Here is a 23038-nt window from a genome sequence, read left to right on the forward strand (position 1 = left end):
ACACCGTTCCGCCCTGCACCGGACCGCAGTGCGGGAGAATGACCCGCACACCCACGATTGAACGAGGAGACACCCCGTGAGCGACGACATCCCCAGCATCCTCAAAGAAGCCGAAGCCAAGATGGCAAAGTCCATCGAGGTGACCAAGGAGGAGTTCTCCTCCATCCGCACCGGCCGCGCCAGCGCCGCCATGTTCCAGGGCATCACGGTCGAGTACTACGGCACCCCGACGCCGCTGAACCAGATCGCCTCCCTGCAGTTCCCCGAGGCCCGCACCGTCATCGTCACCCCGTACGACAAGACCGCGATGGCCGACGTCGAGACCGCCCTGCGTGATTCTGACCTGGGCGTGAACCCCACCAACAACGGTGACAACCTGCGTGTCGTCCTGCCCGCCCTCACCGAGGAACGCCGCAAGGACTACATCAAGCTGGCCCGCACCAAGGCAGAGGACGGTCGTATCGCCGTGCGCGGCAGCCGCGCTCACGCCAAGAAGGCCATCGAGAAGCTGGTCAAGGACAAGGAGATCGGCGAGGACGAGGGCACACGCGCCGAAAAGGACCTCGAGGCAACCACGAAGAAGCACATCGAACTGGTTGATGCCGCGCTCGAGGCCAAGGAAACGGAGCTCGCGACGGTCTGACCTCGCAGCCACTCCGCTTCCCCGAGACCCGGCACCGGGTGACTAGCCCCGCCACCGCCACCGCCGCCCCGACCGCAGCCGTCGGGGCGGCGAAGGGCGAGCCCGCACCAGCCCGGCATCGCGGCCCCGGACGCAACCTCCCGGCGGCCACCGGCGTGGGGCTCGCCCTCGGGGCGATTCTGCTCGGCTCACTGTTCTGGCTGCCCCGGGTCTTCCCCGTCGTGGTCGTGCTCGTGCTGGTCGCGGGCGTGCTGGAGCTGACCCGTGCACTCGGCCGCGGTGGCCTGCGGGTGCCGGCCACGCCGGTGCTCATCGGCGTGATCGGGATGGTGATCTCCACCGTCGTGTACTCCACGCTCGGACTGGTGACGGCCACAGCCGTCGCCGTCTGCGTGGTGATCCTGTGGCGCGTGAGCGAATCCCTGGGCCTTACAGCCCTGCGTGATGTCGCCGCGGGCGTGTTCACCATCGCCTGGGTGCCGTTCCTGGGCTGCTTCACCTTGCTGCTGCTGCAGCACGAACACGGCCAGATGCTGGTGCTCCTCGCGGTCATGGTGCCGGTGGCGAACGACGTCGGCGGCTACACCACCGGCGTGCTGTTCGGATCCCACCCCATGGCTCCGAGCATCAGCCCGAAGAAGAGCTGGGAAGGCTTCATCGGCTCACTCGTGGCCGGCACCGCTGCCGCGACCGCTCTCATGGTGATCGCCCTGGACGAGCCCTGGTGGGTGGGTGTCGTGCTGGGCGTGGTGCTCGTTGTGGTCTCCACATGTGGTGACCTGGCCGAATCCCTGCTCAAGCGCGACCTGGGCCTGAAAGACATGGGGCACCTGCTGCCCGGTCACGGCGGCATGCTCGACCGCATCGACTCGATTCTGCTGGCCGCCCCCACCACCTACATCCTGCTGGAGATTCTGCTGCCATGACCGACCCGACCGCGCACGATCCATCGCGCCGTACGACCCGGCCCGGTGTGGAACCCACGGCCGAGACGTCTGCGACCCCTCGTCGCGCCACCGGCAATCCTGATCTCTCCCGCGAGGCGATCCCGGGGCAGGCCGTCGCTCTCGCCCCCGGCCAGCTGCAGCTGCGCCCCACTCGCCGCGGCAAGCCACCGGTGCATCTCGCAGATCTGACCCTCGCCGAGCGCACCGCCGCTGTGCAGGAGATGCGGCTGCCCGGCTTCCGCGCCAAGCAGCTGTCCGTGCACTACTTCGATCACTCCACCACCGATCCCGCGGCCATGACCGACCTGCCACAGGACCGCCGCGACGAGCTCGTCGAGAAATTCTTCCCGCCACTGCTGACGCTCGTCTCGATGCAGTCAGCCGATCACGGCGCCACCCAGAAGATGCTGTGGAAACTGTTCGACGGCTCCCTCGTGGAGTCGGTGCTGATGCGGTATGCCGACAGGATCACTCTGTGCATCTCCTCGGAGGCCGGGTGCGGCATGAACTGCCCGTTCTGCGCCACCGGCCAGATGGGGCTGACCCGCAACCTCTCCGCCGCGGAGATCCTCGAGCAGGTGCGCATCGCCAACCAGAAGCTCGCCTCCGGCGCGGTGCCCGGCGGCACGGGCCGCGTCAGCAACATCGTGTTCATGGGCATGGGGGAGCCGCTCGCGAATTACCGCGCCGTCGCAACCGTGTGCCGTCGGCTGAACGCACCCTCCCCGGAGGGCTTCGGCATCGGCGCCCGCCACATCACCGTCTCCACCGTCGGCCTCGCCCCCGCCGTGCGGCGCCTGATCGCCGAGGAGATCCCGCTCACCCTCGCCGTCTCCCTGCATGCGCCCGACGACGAGCTGCGCGACGAACTCGTGCCGATCAACACCCGGTTCGACATCGACGAGATCCTGTCGGCCGCCCACGAATACTTCGAGGCCACAGGCCGAAGGGTCAGCATCGAGTACGCGCTGATCCGCGACATCAACGATCAGGCGCATCGCGCCCAGCTGCTGGCTGACCGGCTCATCGCCACGGGCGGCACCGGGTGGGTGCACATCAACCCGATCCCGCTCAACCCGGTGAAGGGCTCCAAGTGGACCGCATCCGACCCGCGCGTGGAGAAGCGGTTCATCGAGATCCTGCGCGAGAACGGCCTGTCCGCGACGATCCGCGACACACGCGGCTCCGATATCGATGGTGCCTGCGGGCAGCTCGCCGCTGAGGTCATCGAATCCGATCGACACCGGGAGGACCGTGAGGCGCGGGTGGCGCGCGTCGAAGCGATTGCGGGCGGCGCAGAACCCACGCGCTGAGCCTCCAGCGCTGCGCAAGCACCCGCCGTTACAGTGGTGAACGTCGGTCACGGAAGGAACCTCAGGTGAGCACATCATTCCAGCGAGTCGGCCGCTTCAGCATCGGGTATAACCCACGGGAAGTGGACGAGTTCCTCGCCCGCGCCCGCACGGCATACGAAGGCCGCGACCCCGGATTCAGCGGCGCCGACATCACCTCCGCGAGCTTCGGCACCGAGCGCGGCGGCTACGACATGCGCGTGGTCGACGAAGCACTCGACCGCCTCTCCGATGCCTTCGCCCTGCAGGCACGCGACGACGCCATCGCCGAACACGGTGAGCAGGCCTGGATCGCTGAACTCACCGAACGCGCCGAGGTGCTCAAGGAGCGTCTCGAGCGTCCCGCCGGTCAACGCTTCGCCCCCGGCGCCGCCGGAGAGCCGTCCTACGACAAGGGCGACGTCGACGCCCTGTGCGACCAGCTCGTCGCCTACTTCACCGAAGGCCTGCCGATGAGCGTCGACGATGTGCGCCGCGCCGCGTTCCGCCGCCGCAAGGGGGAGGACGGTTACCGCGAGGCCGTGGTGGACGTCTACCTCGACCACGTCGCGGACGTGATGGCTTCCGTGCCGTGACCGTCGGCCTCGACCGTCGCCTCGTGCTGCTGGGATCGACGGGCTCCATCGGTACCCAGACCCTCAGCGTCCTCGAACGGTTCCCCAACCTGGCCCGCCTGCACGGCCTGGCTGCCGGTGGATCACGGCCCCAGATCGTCGCTGAGCAGGTCGTGCACCACCGGCCTGAACGGGTGGCGATCTTCAATGAGCAGGCTGCGGACACGGTGGACCAGGCCATCACCCAGGCATGCCGCGCCGCAGGCATCCCCGCCCCGCAGCTGAGCGCCGGAGGGGACGCCGTCGTGGAACTCGCCGGCAGCCTCGGTCCCGGCGATGCGGTGCTCAACGGCATCACCGGATCCGTCGGCCTGCTGCCCACCCTCGCAGCACTTGCCTCCGGGGCGCGGCTGGCACTGGCCAATAAGGAATCCCTTGTCGTCGGCGGCCAGCTGGTGACCGACGCCGCGCACGATGGCCAGATCCTTCCCGTGGACTCCGAGCACACGGCGATCGCGCAAGCCCTCGCGGGCGTCAGGCACGATCAGATCGACCACCTCGTGATCACCGCGTCCGGCGGACCGTTCCGCGGCCGCAGCCGCGCCGAGCTCGCCGAGGTCGATCCCCAGCAGGCGCTCGCCCACCCCACCTGGGCCATGGGCCCCGTGATCACCACGAACTCCGCGACGCTGGTGAACAAGGCACTCGAGGTGATCGAAGCCTGCTTCCTGTTCGACCTGCCCGAGGACCGGGTGCAGGTGGTCGTGCACCCGCAGTCGATCGTCCACTCCATGGCCACCCTGGTGGACGGCTCCACGATCGCCCAGGCGAGCCCGCCCGACATGGGGCATGCCATCGGATGGGCACTCGCCCACCCCGAGAAACTGCCCGGCCTCGCCCGTGCCCTCGACTTCACCACCGCCCAGTCCTGGACCTTCGAGCCCGTGGATGAGGACACCTTCCCGGCGATCCGCACCGCCCGTGCCGCACACCGCGAAGGAGGCGGCGCCATGGCCGTGCTGAACGCCGCCAATGAGGAAGCTGTCACCGCCTTCCTCGGCGACCGGCTGCCGTTCCTCGGCATCCACGACGTCATCGCTTCTGTGCTCGGGCGACCAGACAGGCCGCGCGTGCACAGCACCCAGGGCGTGCAGGCTCTGCTGGACCTCGAGACCTGGGCACGCCGCGCCGCAGCAGAACTGATCGACGCCACAGCAGACCCGAAGGGGGAGCAGCCGTGACGGTGCTCGCGTTCGTCCTGGGCGTGCTGATCCTCGCGCTTGGCCTGGGCATCTCGATCGCCCTGCACGAGATCGGGCACCTCGTGCCCGCCAAACTGTTCGGGGTGCGGGTCACCCAGTACATGATCGGCTTCGGGCCGACGATCCTCTCCCGCACCCGCGGCGAGACCGAATACGGCCTCAAGGCGATCCCGCTGGGCGGATACATCCGCATGATCGGGATGTTCCCGCCGCACAAGGGGGATCCCGAGGGAACCGTCCGCGAGGACTCCACCGGCTTCCTGCAGCAGATGTCGAACGACGCCAAGGAATGGGAAGCCACCCAGTACGGGCCCGACGAGCTGCACCGCACCTTCAGCGCCCTGTCCGTTCCCAAGAAGCTCGTGGTCATGCTCGGGGGCCCGACCATGAACCTGCTCATCTCCATCGTGCTGATGGCGATCATGGTCACCGGCGTCGGCCTGCCTGCAGTCACACCGAAGGTCGCCTCGGTCTCCGAGTGCGTGGTGCCGGCCGACGCCCCGCCGGACACATCCTGCGAGGGCCGACCGGAAGCGCCCGCGCTCGCCGCCGGGATCCGGCCCGACGATCTGCTCGTCTCGATCGACGGACACGACATCCGCACCTGGGCCGACGTCACCACCGCGGTGCGTGCTGCCGGTGACCGTGAGGTACCCGTCGTGGTCGAACGCGACGGGAAGCAGATCACGCTGCGTGCTACTCCGATCGTCGATGCCCGTCCCGTGCTCGATGACCAGGGCAACGTGGTGCGCGACGCGGATGGGACGATCCGCACCGAGCAGGTGGGCTTCTTGGGTGTGGCCGGCACGCCCGATCTTGTTCCCGCTTCACCCGCCGTTGTGCCGCAGATGGCGTGGGATGCCTTCGTCGGCACCGCCCGGATCATCGTGACGCTGCCGATGCGGCTCATCGACGTGGCCAAGGCGGCGTTCGGACCGGGCGAGCGCGACCCGAATGGGCCGATCGGTGTGGTCGGGGTCAGCCGCCTCGCCGGCGAGATCGCCTCCGCCGAGGAACCCGGCTTCGAGCTGAAACAGAAGACCGGCACCATGCTGTCGGTGCTGGCCTCGCTGAACATGGCGCTGTTCGTGTTCAACCTCGTGCCTCTCATGCCGCTGGATGGCGGGCACGTGGCAGGCGCCCTCGTCGAAGGAGCGAGGCGGTTCCTCGCCCGCCTGCGCGGACGGCCCGACCCAGGCCCGGTGGACATGTCGAAGCTGCTGCCGCTCACGAACGCCGTGGCGGTGCTGCTGCTCGTGATGACGGTGCTGCTGGTGTACGCCGACATCGTCAAGCCGGTGACGCTGTTCGGCGGGTGATCCAGGTCGGTGGCTGCGCTGCCCGCGTCAGGCTGGTGACGCTGTTCGGCGGGTGAGCCGGGTCGGTTCCTGCGCTGCTCGCGTCAAGCCGGTGGCGCTGTTCGGCGGGTGAGCCGGGCAACGGCCGACACCGATGACACCGGCTTCCGATGCCGCTCGGCCAGCAGAACCAGACGTCGGCCCGTGCAGATCCGGTGCAGGTGCCATGTCCCACAGCGACCAGCCGGGCTCGGCGTCCATAATGGGACGGTGACTTCAGTGAGCCTCGGCATCCCCCGCATCAAGGAACCGCCCCCGGTCCTCGCGCCCCGTCGGAAGACCCGCAAGGTCAAACTCGGCGACATCGCCGTCGGCGGCGACGCACCGATCACCGTGCAGTCGATGACCATCACGCCCACCCACGACGTGAACGCGACGCTCCAGCAGATCGCGGAGCTGACCGCCGCCGGCTGCGACATCGTGCGCGTGGCCTGCCCCCGCAGCGAGGACGCGGAGGCGCTGCCCGCCATCGCGAAGAAGTCGCCGATCCCCGTGATCGCCGACATCCACTTCCAGCCGAAGTACGTCTTCGCCGCGATCGAAGCCGGCTGCGCTGGCGTGCGCGTGAACCCCGGCAACATCCGCCGCTTCGACGACCAGGTCAAGGACATCGCCCAGGCCGCCAAGGACCACGGCACTGCGCTGCGCATCGGCGTGAACGCCGGCTCCATCGACCAGCGCATGATGAAAGCTGATCGCGTCACCCCGGAGGCGCTCGTAGCCTCCGCGGTGTGGGAGGCGAGCCTGTTCGAGGAGCATGACTTCCACGACTTCGGCATCTCCGTCAAGCACAACGACCCGATCATCATGGTCGAGGCCTATCGCCAGCTCTCCGAGAAGGGTGACTGGCCCCTCCACCTGGGCGTCACCGAGGCGGGGCCTGCTTTCCAGGGAACCATCAAGAGCTCTGTCGCGTTCGGCATCCTGCTGGGCGAGGGCATCGGCGACACCATCCGCGTGTCCCTGTCCGCCCCGCCGGTCGAAGAGGTGAAGGTGGGCAACCAGATCCTCCAGTCCCTGAACCTCAAACCGCGCAAGCTCGACATCGTCTCCTGCCCCTCGTGCGGACGCGCACAGGTGGACGTGTACACGCTCGCCGAGAAGGTCACGGAGGGCCTGAAGCACCTTGAGGTGCCGCTACGTGTTGCCGTCATGGGCTGCGTCGTCAACGGCCCGGGCGAGGCCCGCGAGGCCGATCTCGGCGTCGCCTCCGGCAACGGTAAGGGGCAGATCTTCGTTAAGGGTGAGGTCATCAAGACCGTGCCCGAAGCCGAGATCGTCGAGACTCTGCTGGCCGAGGCGACACGCATCGCTGCCGAGATGGACGCTCAGGGCGAACCCTCTGGGGCTCCAACTGTGTCGGTGAGCTGACCTCATGTTCCGTCGAGCGCCGCGGGTGCGCCCGCTGCGCCCGGCGAGCACAGGCGCGGCCCTCGAGCTCGCCCTGCGTGATCCCGTCGTCAATGCCCTGGGCGGTGCTCGCCTGCGAGACCTCTCGGGCGCGCTGAGCATCGGTCGCGAGTTCTCCTTCTTCGGCCCCGACGCGGAGCCTGAAGGCGTGCTGTGGAATGGCGTGAACATCTCCGCGATGCAGGCGAGCCCACGTGCGCTCGCCGCCTTCGGCGCGCATCTTGCCGAGCGTGGCCGTCGCGCCAGCTCGATCGTGGGAGAGCGCGCCGCGGTTGAAACACTGTGGGATGTGCTGGGCCCGATCTGGGACAGCCAGGTGCGCGAATACCGCTGGTCGCAGCCGCTTCTGCTCGCGCAGCCCGAGGCGACGACGGGCGCAGATGGGGCCGCGGTGTCATCGCGCGGGCCTTCGACACCGAGTCGCTGCGTCGGCCTTCGCGCGGCGCACCCTGATGAGGTGGACGCGGTGCCATCGCGCGGGCTCTCGACGCCGAGTCGCTGCGGTGGCCTTCGCGCGGCGCACCCTGATGAGGTGGACGCGGTGCCATCGCGCGGGCTCTCGACGCCGAGTCGCTGCGGTGGCCTTCGCGCGGCGCACCCCGACGAGGTCGACGCGGTGTTTCCCGCGGCGGTGGCCATGTTTCGTGAAGAGGTCGGTCTCGACCCGACTCTTGGGGACCATGGCCGGGCTTATCGAGCCCGCGTGGTTGAGCTGCTGCGCGGCGGCCGCACCTACGTGGTGACCGATACGGACGGTGCTGTGGTGTTCAAAGCCGACGTCGGTGCCCTTTTCGGACCGGTCGCGCAGATCCACGGCGTGTGGACCCGCCCGGACATGCGCGGCCGTGGCATCGGCCGACGGGCCATGTCTGACCTGGTCACTCAGGTTCGGCGCGACCATGCGCCGCAGGTGTCCCTCTACGTAAACGACTTCAACGCCCCAGCGCGCCGTGCATATGCCGCTGCAGGCTTCCGCCAGGTTGGCGAGCTCAGCACGATCTTGTTCTAACGGCGTGGGTGCCCCGCTCGGCGGCTCACTCTCGCTCCCGTAGGCGCTCCGCGTACCGGCTCACTCTCGCTGCCGTGGGCACTCCGCGTACCGGCTCACTCTCGGTGCCACCCGGGTGCCCCGCTTGCCGGCTCACCTTCGGTGCCGCCCGGGTGCCCCGCTTGCGTGCTCACTCTCGGTGCTGCCCGGGTACTCCGCTTGCCGGCTCACTCTCGGGGCCGCCCGGGTGCGCTCGGCATGAGATGCGCGGTGTCAATCCGTGGCGGTATTCGTGGAACCGCGACGATATTGCCGCGGCTCCACGAATACCGCCACGGCTGAACAGATCGTGCCTCCCGATAACCGCAGGAGGCAGTGCGATCCGTTGGGGGAGGGCAGGCAAGCCTGAACCCGGTCGAGCGCAGCGCAGCGGATCCGGTCGAGCGGAGCGGATCTGGCGGAGATGAGCAGGTCTGGCTCAGAAGATTGGATCCGGTCGAGCGCAGCGGATCCGGTGGAGATGAGCAGGTCTGGCTCAGAAGATTGGATCTGGCCGAGAACCGAGAACCGAGGAGCGGTAGCCCCCGGCGGCAACCGCCATATCGGTCAGCCTCACCTCGTCGCTGCGACCGGGCCGGGTAGCACCCGGCGGCAACCGCCACATCCCGTCAGCCGCGCCGAGGTCGCCGGTGGTCACGACGGCGGATGACATGCTGAAGCATCCGTCGGGTTTCGCCCCAGCGGAGGAAGACCTGCTCCCAGGTCAGGCGGGTGACCACGTATCCGAGTGCGCGCAGCGCAAGGTCGCGTTCGCGGTCGCGGTGATAGTGCTCATCGGCAGTATGAAAACTGCGGGAGTCGCACTCGATCACCCAGCTCTCGCCGACGAGCAGATCCACTCGGCCGACACCGGGAATCGTGACCTGAGGCTCGACTCGAACACCCTGCGATTCGAGCCACCATCTGACCGCGGTCTCAGTTCCGGATTCGGCTCGCCCATCGACTCGGCTCAAGGCGGTACGTCGATCGAACGGCAACTGGGCAAGGAGACGGGACAGCTCGTCGTAGCCCAGCTTCCCCTGGTGCAGAGCTGATTCGAAGAGAATCGCTGCGTTGGTTGTGCTCAGGCACCTCGCTGCATGGTTGAGCACAAGGGGAAGCGCGGGGACCGGGTCGTGATCGGGCCACGCCAGAAGAACCGGGGCATGCAGGACTGGCCGAGACGGGGTGACTCTTTCAGCGCGGGCCGCTATCGGGGCGATCCGGGCTTCGGCGAATCGGTCGCTGCGTCTGCTGCAGCGTGGATGAAACACATGTGGGCGGTAGTTCGCGGGTACCCACAGTCCGTGTAAAGCTGCGGCATCCGTGCAGGTCGGTCTCAGCCCGTGTGCCAGGAACGGGAGGATCCGTTCGTCTGCATGCGCAGTGTGGAGGAAGTCGCCGACGCGGTGGAGGGCGCCAGAGGCGAGCAGGCGCCGCACATCGCGGCGATCCAAGCCGATCTGCGCGGTCTTGAGATGGTGAATGATGCCGGGGAGCTGCATGGCATGAGCACAGCTCATCGGCGGCCATCGGGAAGGGCAGGTGCCCAAATCCGGGATGACTGCGGCTGGGGAGGGAACGCGGGACGTCGGCCCGTTCCTTGAGTGCTGGCCTGCGGGAGGACTGCGGGGAGGGAGCGCGGGACGTCGGCCCGTTCTACGAGTGCTGGCCTGCGGGTGGGCTGCGGGGAGGAAACGCTGCACGTCGGCCCATTCGTTGAGTGCTGGCCTGCGGGAGGACTACGGGGAGGGGCGTGGCCCTTCGCGTCGTCGATGCGGCGCCGCCCATCACCTCCGCGACACCGTCGCACATGCCACGTGATGCTGGACTGCTGTTCTTCAGGACGGTGTACGTCCGGATCAAGCGTCGGCTGTGGCGCTATTCGTGGAGCCGCGACGATATTGCCGCGGCTTCACGAATAACGCCACGCGTGACCGGTGTTCCTGGTTGCCGGTAGCGCTGGGCCTGCTGTCGTGCTGGGCAGCGGTTGCTGTGTGGTGACTGCTGCCAGTCGGGCTTGCCGCTATTCCAGGTGAGCGGTTGCTGTGTGGTGACTGTTGCCAGCCGGGCTTGCCGCCGTGCCGGGCTGCTGTTGCCTCGCGAGCCTGCCGCCGTGCCGGGCGGTCCGTTCCCCGCGGCGGCTGTTTCCGCCTGCCGGGTTGCTGTTAGCGCGCCCGCCGTGCCGCTGCCCGGTCGCGCGAACGACACCCCGTCGCTCCGCCGCACGCACGCATCACCGGGATCAGCGTGAGGCAAGAGCAGATCGCGTATGCAGTCGCGCGTACGACCCACAACACCTCCACATCTCCTCCTTGCACACCACACCGTTAGCTATTGATAAACGATAGATATTGGGCGATCATCGATGCATGATGAATCGACTTCTGCACGACGCGCTGCGCGCCCTGCTGGGCCTTGCCGTCGTTCTCATCCTGCTCATGCAGGTCGTTGCGCTGCCGTGGCTCTCGGGGGAGTTGGCGCGAGAGTTCCCCGAGGTTGCGCACATGCGTTGGCCGATCCTCGCCCTCGCGATTCTGGGGCTTCTCGCGGTGCAGGCGAGCCTCATATGCACGATCCGCCTGCTCGGTTTCACTCGACGCGATGACGTGTTCACAGCCCGAGCACTGCCCTGGGTGGACGGCATCACGGGCGCCTTCCTCGCGGGCGGCCTCGTGTGCCTGGTGACCTTCGTCTACCAGCTCACGCAGGAGATGGGGCCGCCGGCCTGGCTTCTCCTGCTCCTGATGGGCACGGCGACAGGGGGTGGCCTCGCCATGCTGATGCGAGTCATGCGCCGGCTCCTGGTGCAGGCCTCGGCGCTGCGCAGCGAGATGGACCAGGTGATCTGATGGCGATCATCGTGCGACTGGATGTGGAACTGGCCCGCCGCAAGATGGCCGTCGGGGACTTCGCCGAGGCCGTCGGCATCACGCCGGCGAACGTCGCGGTGCTGAAGAACGGTCGGGCGAAGGCGATCCGCTTCAGCACGCTGGAACGGATCTGCGAAGTGCTCGACTGTCAGCCCGGAGACATCCTGGAGTGGGAGCCGGAGCGCACAGGGGACGGGCAGGAGTGAGACAGCGAGTGAGCTGTCGCCGACGGGGCAAGCAGCCCCGCCAGCACCGCCCCACGACGAGCCGGCCACTACGATGGGCCTGTTCGTCGCCCACCCGAGACCACTCACCCCAGGCCGCCCAGTCGAGGCAGCCGCCAGAGTTGTCCGTCTGAGAAAGGCCCGCCCAGATGATGCGCCTGTCCTCCTCCTTCATCCGCACCCTGCGCGAGGATCCCGCGGACGCAGAGGTCGCCAGCCACAAGCTGCTGGTCCGCGCCGGCTACATCCGCCGCAGCGCCCCGGGCGTGTACTCGTGGCTGCCGCTGGGTCTGCGGGTGCTGCGCAAGGTCGAGCAGATCGTGCGTGAGGAGCAGGAGCGCATCGGTGCGCAGGAGGTGCTGTTCTCGGCCCTGCAGCCGCGTGAACCGTATGACGCAACCGGCCGCTGGGAGGACTACGGCGACGGCATCTTCCGCCTCAAGGACCGTAAACAGGCCGACTACCTCCTCGCCCCCACCCATGAGGAGATGTTCACCCTGCTGGTGAAGGACCTGTACAACTCGTACAAGGACCTCCCGGCGATGCTCTACCAGATCCAGAACAAGTTCCGCGATGAAGCGCGTCCCCGTGCCGGCCTGCTGCGCACCCGAGAGTTCGTCATGAAGGACGCGTACTCCTTCGACATCGACGACGCCGGGCTGGACGCGAGCTACGCCCGTCAGCGTGAGGCGTACCAGCGGACCTTTGAGCGCCTGGGCCTGCCCACTGTGATCTGTGCCGCGAACGCCGGGGCGATGGGCGGCGCTCGCTCCGAGGAGTTCCTGCACCCGACCCCGATCGGCGAGGACACATTTGTTGTCTCCGACGGTGGCTACGCCGCGAACGTCGAGGCCGTCACCACCGTCGCCCCCGAGCCGCTGAGTGCTGAGCAGATCGCCGCACTGCCGCCCATGCGAGACGTCATCACGCCCGGTACCGGCACCATCGATGCCCTCGTCGACTACCTCAACGAGAAGGAGCCGCGCGAGGATGGCCGTGACTGGACTGCCGCGGACACCCTCAAGGCGCTGATCTACATGCTCCATCACCCCGACGGCTCCTCGCAGCCGCTGCTGGTGATGATCCCCGGTGACCGCCAGGCCGATGAGAAACGGCTCGAGGCGGCGCTCGCCCCGGCCGTCGCGGTGCCTTTCACCGCCGAGGATTTCGAGAAGCATCCGGCCCTCGTGAAGGGCTTCACCGGCCCGGTGGGGCTCGGGGAGGAGTCCGAGTCCGGCGTGAAGGTGCTGGTGGATCCGCGGGCCGTCGACGGCACACGCTGGGTTGTGGGCGCACGCACGCCCGACACGCATACGGTCGACGTCGTGCCCGGTCGTGACTTCACGCCCGACGGGTACATCGAGGCCGCGGAGATTCGCGACGGTGACCCGGCGCCCGACGGCTCCGGCCCGCTGCGCCTGACCCGCGGTATGGAAATGGGGCACATCTTCCAGCTCGGCCGCAAGTACGCCGATGCGCTCGGCCTTACTGTGCTCGACGAAAACGGGAAACAGGCTGTGGTCACGATGGGCTCCTACGGGGTGGGCGTCACCCGTGCTGTGGCGGCCATTGCGGAGCTTCACCATGACGAGAAGGGCCTGGCCTGGCCGCGGGAGGTGGCACCTGCTGATGTGCATGTGCTCGCCACCGGCAAGGATCAGGCGGCTTTCGAGGAAGCGGAGCGGATCGCCGCGGAGCTCGAACAGCATGGGCTCGAGGTGATCTACGACGATCGACCGAAGGTGTCCCCGGGCGTGAAATTCAAGGACGCCGAGCTGCTGGGGGTGCCCACCTCGGTGGTGGTCGGTCGTGGTCTTGCCGAGGGTGTTGTCGAGGTGCGTGATCGCGCCTCAGGCGCCATCGCCGAGCACGCTCCCGCCGACGTCGTGGACGCTGTGCTCGCCGCCGTGCGCGCGTGAGAACAGCACAGCACGGGGGAACCGCGCGGCGGGTATGAAGGACTCACCGCCGCGCGTGACGCAGAGCGGTTCATGCCGGAAACCTGGCGTGCCGGGAAAGCGGGCACACCGGGAATCGCTGTGGGCCGGGGAACGACGTGGACCGGGGGACGACGCGGGTCACGCGTACGCGCGGCACGTCAGTCGTTGGACAGGTCGTTCGGATCCGGTTCCATTGACGGCATCGCGGAGAGCGCGTCGGTGAGCGGAGCCAGCTGCGCGGCGAGCGTGAGCGCGGCCGCGATCGGCAGGGGGCGGCGCTCGAACGGCGCGAAGCCTGCCAGAGCAATGTGGTCCACCAGTAGCGTGCTGAGCGTCGTGCCGATCACCCTGTCACGGCCCGTCGGATCAAGCGCGTTCTCAGGAAGCGCGTACACCGCTTCGCGCACCACCACCGGTCCGCCGTCGTCGGTGGCGATGGTCCGCAGCTGGGTCGCGAGCGTGCGGTGGGCTTCGCTGCGGGTCATCAAGCTCTTGCGCTCATCGCCCTCGGATTGTGCCGCAAGGACTTCGAGGAGGTACCCGGTGTACCACTCGTCGGTCTGCGTCCGCTCAAGGGCGCCGTCGTAGTCCACCCGGGCGGCGATCGACGGCGGGTCCTGGGACGGGACCTCGCGCGTGGGCACGATCTCCTCGGCGGCTGGCGGCGGTGGCACGGCTCCGGTCCCGACTGCCGTGACCAGGCGTGTCACCGCCCACGCCGCATAGGCGCTGATCGCGCAGACGGGGCGGGCCAGCAGCCCGGAGACCTGACGTGCCGCCTGCGCCCCCAGATCCCGCACACCTGCCAGCTGCGTCACCAGGTCGGTGACGTCTGCAGGTGCCCCAGGTGTTGGGTCGGGAGTCTGCCCGGGGGTGGTGTCGAGCGCCCGCTCCTGCTCCTGCTCTGCTTCCGCACCGGTGAGCAGCGCCTGTCTCTGCACGGGGAGAGCAGCGTGAAGGCGGGCGAGTTCGGCCCCGACCTCGGGGCTCGCTGCTGCGCCGACCAGTGTGCGCACCCCTGCCTCGAGCTGCGCGAGTGCCGTCACCAGGTCGGTGCGGTAGAGGTCGTCGATCCCGGGGGGTGGCGGCGTGTAGGTCGGTGGTTGGCCCACGCGTAATGGTCCGCACCCGCTCAGGCCAGTCGTTGTCAGCCCGAAGGCGATCGCGGCAGGGCCGATAGCGGTCAGGTGCAGGGCTGCGCGACGCGGCAGTTCACGGCGGCGAGGGGATGCATCTGGTCCCGGCAGGCCCACCTCGGGATGCAGCACCGAGCGGCGCCGCGGCGCGGCGGGCCAGGAAGCGGGCGTAGGTGCGGGCACGTCGGGATTGTCTCACTCTTCTGTGCAAAGGCTGTGTTCGTGACGGCGCAGGGGTCTCATCCCAGGTGTGGGCCCACTATCCTGGGTGGTGCCCCGCCGTCGGCGCGCGTCCCCCGCGACACCGATCGCGTCTTGCCCCGTCGGCCCGCGACAAGAAGGTGACCCGCAGATGACGACCGTTCCCCAGCCCGAGGCGCTGCGCACAGCGATCGAGCCTGTGCTCGCCGAGTTCTCCCTGATCCTCGAGGACTTGTCGGTGCGTGCACGATCGGGACAGACCGAGCTGCAGCTCGTTGTGGATCTGCCCGATGACGCGCTGGGAGCCCCGGATCTGGACACTGTGGCCGACGCCTCGGAGGCGATCTCGTCGGTCCTGGATGAGCGTGAGGATCTGCTGGGGGAGGGGCCGACAGTACTGGAGGTGACAACACCGGGCCTTGATCGACCGCTGAGTGACGAGCGTCGCCTGCGCCGCGCACGGGGTCGGTTGGTCGAACTGCCCGAGCAGTCTTCGCATGCCGGGCTGCGTGCCCGGATCCTGGACGTGGCAAGTGGCCAGGTGCTGTTGCGCAGCGAACCAGGACGAGATGATCGCGGGCGGCCGCTGAAGATGCCGGCCGGGACTCCGGCACACCCGATACTCAGCGTTGACGAGGTAGCTGGGGCGCGTATCGTCGTCGAGTTCGATCCCCCGACGGATCTTGAGGACTTCCTGGACCGGGCGCTCGTTGACGCCCCGGCCCTGCCCGCGACCGCACCGAAGGAGAGCTGAGATGGACATCGATATGGGGGCGCTACGGGCGCTCGAGCGCGAACGCGATATCCGCCTGCCGGTGCTGCTGGACGCGATTCGCCAGGCGCTGCACGCTGCGTACCTGCACACCGATCATCCGGTGCAGGACTCCGAGGTGCTGATTGACGAGAAGACCGGCGCCGTCTGCGTGATCGCCCGTGAGCGGTCGGAAGATGGCAGGGTCCTCGACGAGTGGGACGACACTCCGGAGAACTTCGGCCGCGTTGCGGCGTCCACGGCCCGCCAGGTGATCTTCCAGCGCATCCGCGACCTCGAGGATGAGGCGGTTCTGGGCGAGTACGCGGACCGCGCCGAGGACATCGTCTCCGGCGTGATCCAGCAGGGCCGCGACCCCCGGATGGTGATGGTGGACCTGGGCGAGGTCGAGGCCGTGCTGCCGCCGCACGAACGCGTGCCGGGCGAGGATTACTCGCATGGCCGACGGCTGCGCGCCTATGTGCTCGAAGCACGGCGCGGCACGAACGGCCCTCAGATCACGCTGTCGCGGTCACATCCGAACCTGGTGCGTCGCCTCTTCGATCTTGAAGTCCCCGAAGTGGCCGACGGCACGGTCGAGATCGCCGGCCTCGCCCGGGAGGCTGGTCATCGCACCAAGATGGCGGTGCGCGCCACCGTCTCCGGTGTGAACCCCAAGGGTGCATGCATCGGCCCGATGGGTGCGCGCGTGCGAGCCGTCATGAATGAGCTCGGCGGCGAGAAAATCGACATCGTCGACTTCGATGAGGACCCTGCGGCATATGTCGCGAACGCCCTGTCCCCGGCGAAGGTCTCCGCCGTGACCGTGGTGGATGAGGTCGGTCGGGCCGCGCGGGCCGTGGTGCCGGCTGGGCAGTTCTCGCTGGCGATCGGTAAGGACGGTCAAAATGCCCGACTCGCGGCGAAACTGACTGGCTGGAAGATCGATATCGTTGCGGAGCCCGCTGCGGACGACGTCGTGCCGGAGAGTGCCTCGGCGCGTCCCTGAGCGCGATGAATGCGGGCGACACCGATGCGTGGCGCCGCACTGCCAGATGTGTCCCATGCCTCCTGAATGGCGCGCCTGAGCCTGGTCGGGGCTAGGATGGTGAGGCTGTCGCCTCCTCGGCGGCTGCTGCAGAGTGGATCACATGACCACCGAGTCGGGTCGATCGCCGCGGGAGTTTTCGGGGAGACGGTGCTTGGAGTGAAGGAGGGCCACGGTGACAACCACCGAGGTCATTCATCGCCCCGAGCGGACGTGCGTCGGCTGTCGCCAGAGAGCCGACCGCGATCAGTTGCTGCGTCTGGTCAGGGAGCCCGCTCCCGACGGTTCCGCAGACCGCATCCGACCGGATCTCTCTGGATCCGCCCCCGGGCGCGGTGCGTGGCTCCATCCCGACGCCGCGTGCCTCGACCTCGCCCTGCGGCGGGGTGGTTTCGCCCGGGCCTTCCGCGGCTCGGTCGATACCGAGACGCTGCGTGAGCAGCTCGAGGCGTCCGTACCCACCATCACGTGGAACAGGTAGAAGAACCCATGGACATCCGATGAGTACTCGATCATGAGCACCCACAGGAGCTAATGGTCCGCGCCCTTCTGTCGGCCGGACCGAGACAGGAGAATTGTGGCTAAGGTCCGCGTCCACGAGCTCGCCAAGGAGCTCGGACAGCCGAGCAAGGTCGTTCTGCAGAAGCTGCAGGACATGGGCGAATTCGTTCGCTCCGCCTCGTCCACCATCGAGGCCCCCGTCGCCCGCCGCCTGCGGGCAGAATTCCCCACACAGAGCGGGGACTCCACGACGTCGCAGCGCAGCGGGAGCACCCCGAAGCCGGGTGCGCGCAAGCCTGCGTCCACGCCCAAACCCGCAGCGGGCTCCGCGGCGTCCACATCCCCGCAGACGAAGCCCGAGCGTGCGAAGCCCAAGGAGAGCACGCCCGCTACCGAGGCGAAGTCCACGGGATCGAAGGCGCCATCCCCCGCAGACGCCAAGCCTGCCCCGAAGCCGTCGGCTGCTGCGCCGAAGCGTCCCGCGCCGCCGAAACCCGACAAACCGAAGTCGGAGCGGCCCACGCCGGGCCCCAAGCCGCCGGCGGACTCTGCCGAGCGTTCGGGTGCACCGAAGCCTGGTGGCGAGCGTCCTGGTCCCCGCCCTGGTGGCGCGCGCCCCGGCAATAATCCGTTCGCGAGCGCGCAGGGCATGCCGCGTCCCGGGCAGCGCCCCGGGGGCCCGCGACCTGGCGGCCCGCGCCCCGGCAATAATCCGTTCGCGAGCGCGCAGGGCATGCCGCGTCCCGGGCAGCGTCCCGGGGGTCCGCGTCCCGGTGCCCGCGGTGGCGAGCAGGGCGGTCAGCGTCCCGCCCGTGACGGCGCTCCCCGTCCGCAGGGCGGTGGGCGCTCGGGCGGTCCGCGTCCGGGGATGCCCACACCCGGCATCATGAACAAGCACTCGCACGGCGGCCTGGCTGATACGAAGCCGGGCGGTGGCGGCCGCGGAGGCGGTCGCGGACGTGGCCCCCGTGGTGGTGGCCCGGGTGGTCCCGGGGGCGGCCCCGGCGGTCTGCCTCCGCGCGGCCGTGGCGGTCGCGGTGCGACCCAGGGCGCATTCGGACGCGGCGGCAAGCCGGCGCGTTCGCGCAAGTCGAAGCGCGCCAAGCGCCAGGAGTTCGAGCAGATGCAGGCTCCGGCGCCGGGTGGCGTCAAGATTCCGCGCGGCAATGGCAAGACCATTCGTCTTCGCCGCGGCGCTTCGCTCAGCGATTTTGCCGAGCGTATCGACGTCAATCCCGCGTCGCTGATTACCGTGCTGTTCGCCATGGGTGAGATGGCCACGGCCACACAGTCGCTGGATGAGGACACCTTCCAGCTGCTCGGCGAGGAGCTCGAGTACAAGATCGAGATCGTCTCCCCGGAGGACGAGGAGCGTGAGCTGCTTGAGCAGTTCGACATCGACCTTGAGGCTGAGCTGGAGGAGGAAGACGACGAGGATCGTCTCCCGCGTCCGCCGGTCGTGACCGTCATGGGTCACGTCGACCACGGCAAGACCCGCCTGCTGGACACCATCCGCTCGACGAAGGTCGCCGCGGGCGAGGCCGGCGGCATCACCCAGCACATCGGTGCCTACCAGGTGCAGGTGGAACACGAGGGCGATGATCGCGCCATCACCTTCATCGACACCCCTGGTCACGAGGCGTTCACCGCCATGCGTGCCCGCGGCGCCAAGGTCACCGACATCGCCATCCTGGTGGTGGCGGCCGACGACGGCGTGATGCCCCAGACCATTGAGGCGCTCAACCACGCCCAGGCGGCGGATGTGCCGATCGTGGTAGCGGTCAATAAGATCGACAAGCCCGAGGCGAACCCCCAGAAGATCCGCCAGCAGCTGACCGAGTACAACCTGATCGCAGAGGAGTACGGCGGCGACACGATGTTCGTGGACGTCTCCGCACGCGAGAACCTCAACATCGATCAGCTGCTCGAGGCTGTCCTGCTGACCGCGGACGCTGCCCTGGACCTGCGCGCCAACCCCGACAAGGACGCGCGCGGCGTGTCGATCGAGGCGAATCTCGACCGTGGTCGTGGCCCCGTGGCCACGGTCCTGGTCGAACAGGGCACCCTGCGCGTGGGCGATGCGATCGTGTGCGGCACCGGCTACGGCCGTGTGCGCGCCATGATCAACGAGCACGGCGAGAGCCTCGATGAGGCCGGACCGTCGCGTCCCGTCCAGGTGCTGGGTCTGACCTCGGTGCCGGGCGCCGGCGACTCCTTCCTGGTGGCGCCCGATGACCGCACGGCACGGCAGATCGCCGAGAAGCGCGAGGCGGCCCAGCGTGCTGCGGCCCTGTCCAAGGCCCGCAAGCGCATCAGCCTGGAGGACATCAACACGGCCCTGGCCGAAGGCAAGGTCGAGACCCTCAACCTCATCCTCAAGGGCGATGCGGCCGGCTCGGTCGAGGCCCTGGAGGAGTCCCTGCTGGGCATCGATGTGGGCGACGAAGTGCAGCTGCGCATCATCGACCGCGGCGTCGGCGCCATCACGATGAACAACATCAACCTGGCCGTCGCCTCCGATGCCGTGATCATCGGCTTCAACGTGCGCGCTGAGGGCCAGAACGCCGAGTACGCCGACCGCGAGGGCGTGGAGATCAAGTACTACAGCGTGATCTACCAGGCCATCGACGAGGTCGAGAGTGCACTGAAGGGCATGCTGAAGCCGGAGTACGAGGAGGTCGAGCTGGGCTCGGCCGAGATCCGCGAGATCTTCCGCTCCTCCAAGTTCGGCAACATCGCTGGCTCGATCGTCCGCTCTGGGCTCATCAAGCGCGGTGCGAAGGCCCGTATCACCCGCGATGGCGTGGTCATCACGGAGAACCTGGAGATCGCGGGTCTGCGGCGCTTCAAGGACGATGTCACCGAAGTCCGTGAGGGCTACGAGTGCGGCATCAACCTGGGGTCCTTCAACGATCTCCAGCTCGGTGACCTCATCACCACGTACGAAATGCAGGAGAAGCCGCGCACCACGTGAGCGCGGTGAGCGGGGCGGTCGCCGGTGGCGGGCGCCCCGCTCGTGCTCCCTCGGGGAGGTGAGGAGCCGTGACTGGCCAGACGCTGCGTCTGATCGCGCTGCGCGCACCGTCGGCGAACCGTGTCTACACCGCCGCCGCGGGAAGCCTGGGCGCTATGGAAGCACGCTGGGTGCTCGGCGCCCGACTCGGAGCCCTCCCCACCGTTCAGCAGCAGACCGTGGGCGGGATGGACGCTCTCAGGATCGAGGCGCCCGACGATTCCCGCCTGCCGGGGCTGGTCGGTTCCCTGTCGACCACTTTGGGTGTGCTCCAGGAGGTGCCCGGTGCAGGCAGTGAGATCATGCTGCGCCCGCTCGATGCACTGCCGGCCCGGCGCCACCCCAGCGATCTAGAGACCACACTCAAATACCCCGGCAAGACCAATGAGCAGTTCACCGCCCTGCTGGTGAATCTCGCTGCCGCACTCAGCACCCGCGCTGACGCGCTCGAGGACGGCACGCTCGCGCTGCTGGATCCGTTGTGCGGGCGCGGCACCACACTGAACCGTGCCTTGGCGCTCGGTCTCAGCCCCGTCGGCGCGGATATCGACGCGCGCGACTTGGAGCAGTACCGCGCGTTCCTCACGGCATGGCTGCGCACGCACCGCTACAAGCATCAGGTCCGTTCGGGACGGCTCGCTGTCGATCGCACCGTGCTCGGCACCCGGATCGATGCGGAGCTGGCTGTTGACAAGCAGGCGCAGCGGCGTGGCGAGCAGCAGACCCTCGCGGTGCTCGGCTGCGACACGACGCAGCTGGGGCGCCTCCTGCCCTCGGCGAAGACCGACGTGATCGTGACTGACCTGCCCTATGGCGTCCAGCATGGTGCACGCGCGGGTCACGATCTGCAGCGCTCTCCGCGTGAGCTGCTGCGTGTGGCCGCCCCCGTCTGGCATGGCCTGCTGCGCAGCGGCGGTGCGATCGCCCTGGCCCTCAACCGTCATACACTCCGCTACGACGATGCGACCGCCGTGCTCGACGATGCAGGATTCTGCGTCCTCTCCACCGACGGGGCATTTCGCCACCGGGTGGACCAGTCCATCGATCGTGACGTCCTGCTCGCCGTTCCGCATGAGCACCCGCAGGCGGAGCACTTGCGCTCTCTCGCCGCCGAGATCGACCGGGCGTCAACGCCCGAGCATGACCACAACGCCCACCCGTCCGCCGCCCATCCCCAGGAGGATCCCCATGCCTGAGAACCCGCGCGCCCTGCGCCTGGCCGACCGGATCAAGACCATCGTGGCCACCATGGTCGATACCCGTATCAAGGATCCGCGGCTCGGTTTCGTGACCATCACCGATGTGCGCGTCACCGGTGACCTCCAGCACGCCAGCGTGTTCTACACAGTCTTCGGCAGCGAGGAGGAGCGCGCCAGCACCGCAGCGGCGCTCGCCAGCGCCACCGGCATGCTGCGCCGCGAGGTAGGCCGCCAGACCGGCGTGCGCCTCACTCCCACACTGGAGTTCATCCATGACGCCGTGCCGGAGAACGCGCGCACTATTGAGGACCTGCTGGTCCAGGCCCGCCACCGCGACGCGGAGCTGGCGCGCACCAAGGAAGGCGCGGCGTATGCCGGTGACGCCGATCCCTACCGCGTGCCGCGCGAGGACGATGACAGCAGTGATGACCGCGATGACAGCCTGAGTTCCGCGGACCGTGCGGCACGGAGTGGGCAGTCGACACAAGGCGCGGCCGACGCGGATGAGGACACCGACAGCGAGGACCGCCCCGCGTGAGTGCACGCCGACCCCGCACCGACGTGCACGGCATTGTGCTGGTGGACAAGGCGCCCGATCGCACCAGCCACGACGTGGTCGCCCGGGTGCGCTGGCTGCTCGGGACGAAGAAGGTCGGTCACGCAGGCACGCTCGACCCGATGGCCACCGGCCTGCTCGTGCTCGGTATCGGGCAGGGAACCCGGTTGCTCACACACCTGGTGGGACTGGATAAGACCTATACGGCCACGATCCGCCTGGGGCAGGGCACAACGACCGATGACCGTGAAGGCGAGCCGATGGGGGAGCGGTGCGATGCGAGCGCGCTGACAGCCGCACAGATCGAGGCTGGCATTGATGCGCTGCGCGGCGACATCCAGCAGGTGCCCTCCACCGTGAGCGCCATCAAAGTCAACGGACAGCGCGCCTACGCCCGCGCCCGTGCCGGTGAAGACGTGCAACTGGCCGCGCGAGCGATCCGTATCAGTCGCTTCGACGTCGTGGCTCGACGCGATGTCGACGGCTGGGTCGATCTCGATGTCGAGGTCGACTGCTCGACCGGTACCTATATCCGTGCTCTTGCGCGCGACCTTGGCTCCGGGCTCGGCGTGGGCGGTCACCTCACCGCGTTGCGACGCACTGCCGTCGGCCCATTCCGCGTGAGCGATGGCATTCATGTGCCCGCACGCGGCGAGGGCGATGACATCGAGCTGCCGCTGCGTGGCCTCGGGCAGATTGCCGCCGCCGTGCTGCCCACTCTCGACGTCGACGACGCGCACGTGACGGCTCTCGGCCACGGCCAGCGTCTGAACGCGGCTGACCTACCCGACCCCACCGGTGCCACCGGGAGCGGTCGACACAGCCCCTGCGACGCTGCAGGCGCAGGAGGAGCTGCAGTCACAGAAGACTCCGGCGGGGAGCATGCGCCACGCAGGCACAGTGTTCCCGACACCGGAGCGGTTGCCGCCTGTGACGCTGCTGGACGGCTCGTCGCGGTGGTTCGCCGCGACGGGCGGTTCTGGGCACCCGATCTGGTCATCGCCCCCGAGGGACGCTGCTGACGAACGAGAGTCATGGCGGCG

General features: G+C 68.6%; 20 protein-coding genes. 18 read left to right on the top strand and 2 right to left on the bottom strand.

Going from position 1 to position 23038, the window contains the following annotated elements; translation table 11 throughout:
• Positions 1 to 76 precede the first annotated feature (76 nt).
• The 8 genes from frr (at position 77) to C8271_RS04475 (ending at position 8535) form a co-directional block, all read left to right on the top strand.
• The gene (gene frr, locus C8271_RS04440; RefSeq protein WP_106506280.1) at positions 77 to 643 is read left to right on the top strand and encodes a ribosome recycling factor; all 567 of its coding nucleotides are present in this window, start codon (positions 77 to 79) and stop codon (positions 641 to 643) included.
• A gap of 38 nt (positions 644 to 681) precedes the next feature.
• Positions 682 to 1569, top strand: a complete 888-nt coding sequence (locus C8271_RS04445; protein WP_106506281.1) for a phosphatidate cytidylyltransferase — start codon at positions 682 to 684, stop codon at positions 1567 to 1569.
• Positions 1566 to 2903, top strand: coding sequence for a dual-specificity RNA methyltransferase RlmN (rlmN, locus tag C8271_RS04450; protein WP_106506282.1), 1338 nt, complete (start codon positions 1566 to 1568; stop codon positions 2901 to 2903). Before C8271_RS04445 ends, rlmN begins: the two co-directional genes overlap by 4 nt.
• Positions 2904 to 2968: 65 nt before the next feature.
• Positions 2969 to 3517 carry a DivIVA domain-containing protein gene (locus C8271_RS04455; protein WP_106506283.1) on the top strand — a complete coding sequence of 183 codons (549 nt, stop codon included), beginning with the start codon at positions 2969 to 2971 and terminating at the stop codon, positions 3515 to 3517.
• On the top strand, positions 3514 to 4737 hold the full coding sequence (gene dxr, locus C8271_RS04460) for a 1-deoxy-D-xylulose-5-phosphate reductoisomerase (protein WP_106506284.1): 1224 nt from the start codon (positions 3514 to 3516) through the stop codon (positions 4735 to 4737). Before C8271_RS04455 ends, dxr begins: the two co-directional genes overlap by 4 nt.
• A 2-nt stretch (positions 4738 to 4739) precedes the next feature.
• Positions 4740 to 6077, top strand: coding sequence for a M50 family metallopeptidase (locus C8271_RS04465; RefSeq protein ID WP_106507879.1), 1338 nt, complete (start codon positions 4740 to 4742; stop codon positions 6075 to 6077).
• A 249-nt stretch (positions 6078 to 6326) separates the two neighbouring features.
• Positions 6327 to 7487, top strand: coding sequence for a flavodoxin-dependent (E)-4-hydroxy-3-methylbut-2-enyl-diphosphate synthase (gene ispG, locus C8271_RS04470; protein ID WP_106506285.1), 1161 nt, complete (start codon positions 6327 to 6329; stop codon positions 7485 to 7487).
• A gap of 4 nt (positions 7488 to 7491) precedes the next feature.
• Positions 7492 to 8535, top strand: a complete 1044-nt coding sequence (locus C8271_RS04475) for a DUF4081 domain-containing GNAT family N-acetyltransferase (protein WP_106506286.1) — start codon at positions 7492 to 7494, stop codon at positions 8533 to 8535.
• A 647-nt stretch (positions 8536 to 9182) separates the two neighbouring features.
• Here C8271_RS04475 and C8271_RS04480 read toward each other — a convergent pair.
• Positions 9183 to 10058 carry an endonuclease domain-containing protein gene (locus tag C8271_RS04480; RefSeq protein WP_212591323.1) on the bottom strand — a complete coding sequence of 292 codons (876 nt, stop codon included), beginning with the start codon at positions 10056 to 10058 and terminating at the stop codon, positions 9183 to 9185.
• Between the two features lie 867 nt (positions 10059 to 10925).
• Here C8271_RS04480 and C8271_RS04485 point away from each other — a divergent pair.
• The 3 genes from C8271_RS04485 to C8271_RS04495 all read left to right on the top strand — a co-directional run bounded on the left by C8271_RS04485 (position 10926) and on the right by C8271_RS04495 (position 13569).
• Positions 10926 to 11405, top strand: coding sequence for a DUF2975 domain-containing protein (locus C8271_RS04485; RefSeq protein WP_106506287.1), 480 nt, complete (start codon positions 10926 to 10928; stop codon positions 11403 to 11405).
• Complete coding sequence (locus tag C8271_RS04490) at positions 11405 to 11632, top strand: helix-turn-helix domain-containing protein (RefSeq protein WP_106506288.1); 228 nt, start codon at positions 11405 to 11407, stop codon at positions 11630 to 11632. The genes C8271_RS04485 and C8271_RS04490 overlap by 1 nt, the downstream gene beginning before the upstream one ends.
• A gap of 167 nt (positions 11633 to 11799) precedes the next feature.
• Complete coding sequence (locus C8271_RS04495; protein ID WP_106506289.1) at positions 11800 to 13569, top strand: proline--tRNA ligase; 1770 nt, start codon at positions 11800 to 11802, stop codon at positions 13567 to 13569.
• 179 nt (positions 13570 to 13748) lie between these two features.
• Here the strand turns inward: C8271_RS04495 and C8271_RS04500 are convergent, their stop codons facing one another.
• Positions 13749 to 14909 carry a DUF4439 domain-containing protein gene (locus C8271_RS04500; RefSeq protein ID WP_245920884.1) on the bottom strand — a complete coding sequence of 387 codons (1161 nt, stop codon included), beginning with the start codon at positions 14907 to 14909 and terminating at the stop codon, positions 13749 to 13751.
• Between the two features lie 169 nt (positions 14910 to 15078).
• Here C8271_RS04500 and C8271_RS04505 point away from each other — a divergent pair, with 169 nt between their 5' ends.
• The 7 genes from C8271_RS04505 to truB all read left to right on the top strand — a co-directional run bounded on the left by C8271_RS04505 (position 15079) and on the right by truB (position 23017).
• Positions 15079 to 15681 carry a ribosome maturation factor RimP gene (locus C8271_RS04505; RefSeq protein WP_106506290.1) on the top strand — a complete coding sequence of 201 codons (603 nt, stop codon included), beginning with the start codon at positions 15079 to 15081 and terminating at the stop codon, positions 15679 to 15681.
• A 1-nt stretch (position 15682) separates the two neighbouring features.
• Entirely contained in the window at positions 15683 to 16687 is a 1005-nt protein-coding gene (gene nusA / locus C8271_RS04510; protein ID WP_106506291.1) for a transcription termination factor NusA, read from the top strand.
• Positions 16688 to 16901: 214 nt separating this feature from the next.
• Positions 16902 to 17207: a YlxR family protein gene (locus tag C8271_RS04515; protein WP_106506292.1), complete on the top strand. Its 306-nt coding sequence runs from the start codon at positions 16902 to 16904 to the stop codon at positions 17205 to 17207.
• A 96-nt stretch (positions 17208 to 17303) separates the two neighbouring features.
• Positions 17304 to 20201, top strand: a complete 2898-nt coding sequence (gene infB, locus C8271_RS04520; RefSeq protein WP_106506293.1) for a translation initiation factor IF-2 — start codon at positions 17304 to 17306, stop codon at positions 20199 to 20201.
• Between the two features lie 68 nt (positions 20202 to 20269).
• Positions 20270 to 21436: a TRM11 family SAM-dependent methyltransferase gene (locus C8271_RS04525; protein ID WP_245920885.1), complete on the top strand. Its 1167-nt coding sequence runs from the start codon at positions 20270 to 20272 to the stop codon at positions 21434 to 21436.
• Positions 21429 to 21977, top strand: coding sequence for a 30S ribosome-binding factor RbfA (rbfA, locus tag C8271_RS04530; protein ID WP_106506294.1), 549 nt, complete (start codon positions 21429 to 21431; stop codon positions 21975 to 21977). The genes C8271_RS04525 and rbfA overlap by 8 nt, the downstream gene beginning before the upstream one ends.
• On the top strand, positions 21974 to 23017 hold the full coding sequence (truB, locus tag C8271_RS04535; protein ID WP_106506295.1) for a tRNA pseudouridine(55) synthase TruB: 1044 nt from the start codon (positions 21974 to 21976) through the stop codon (positions 23015 to 23017). The genes rbfA and truB overlap by 4 nt, the downstream gene beginning before the upstream one ends.
• The last annotated feature ends 21 nt before the right edge of the window (positions 23018 to 23038 follow it).

It is taken from the genome of Brachybacterium timonense (genome assembly GCF_900258505.1).
GTDB classification, from domain to species: Bacteria; Actinomycetota; Actinomycetes; order Actinomycetales; family Dermabacteraceae; genus Brachybacterium; species Brachybacterium timonense.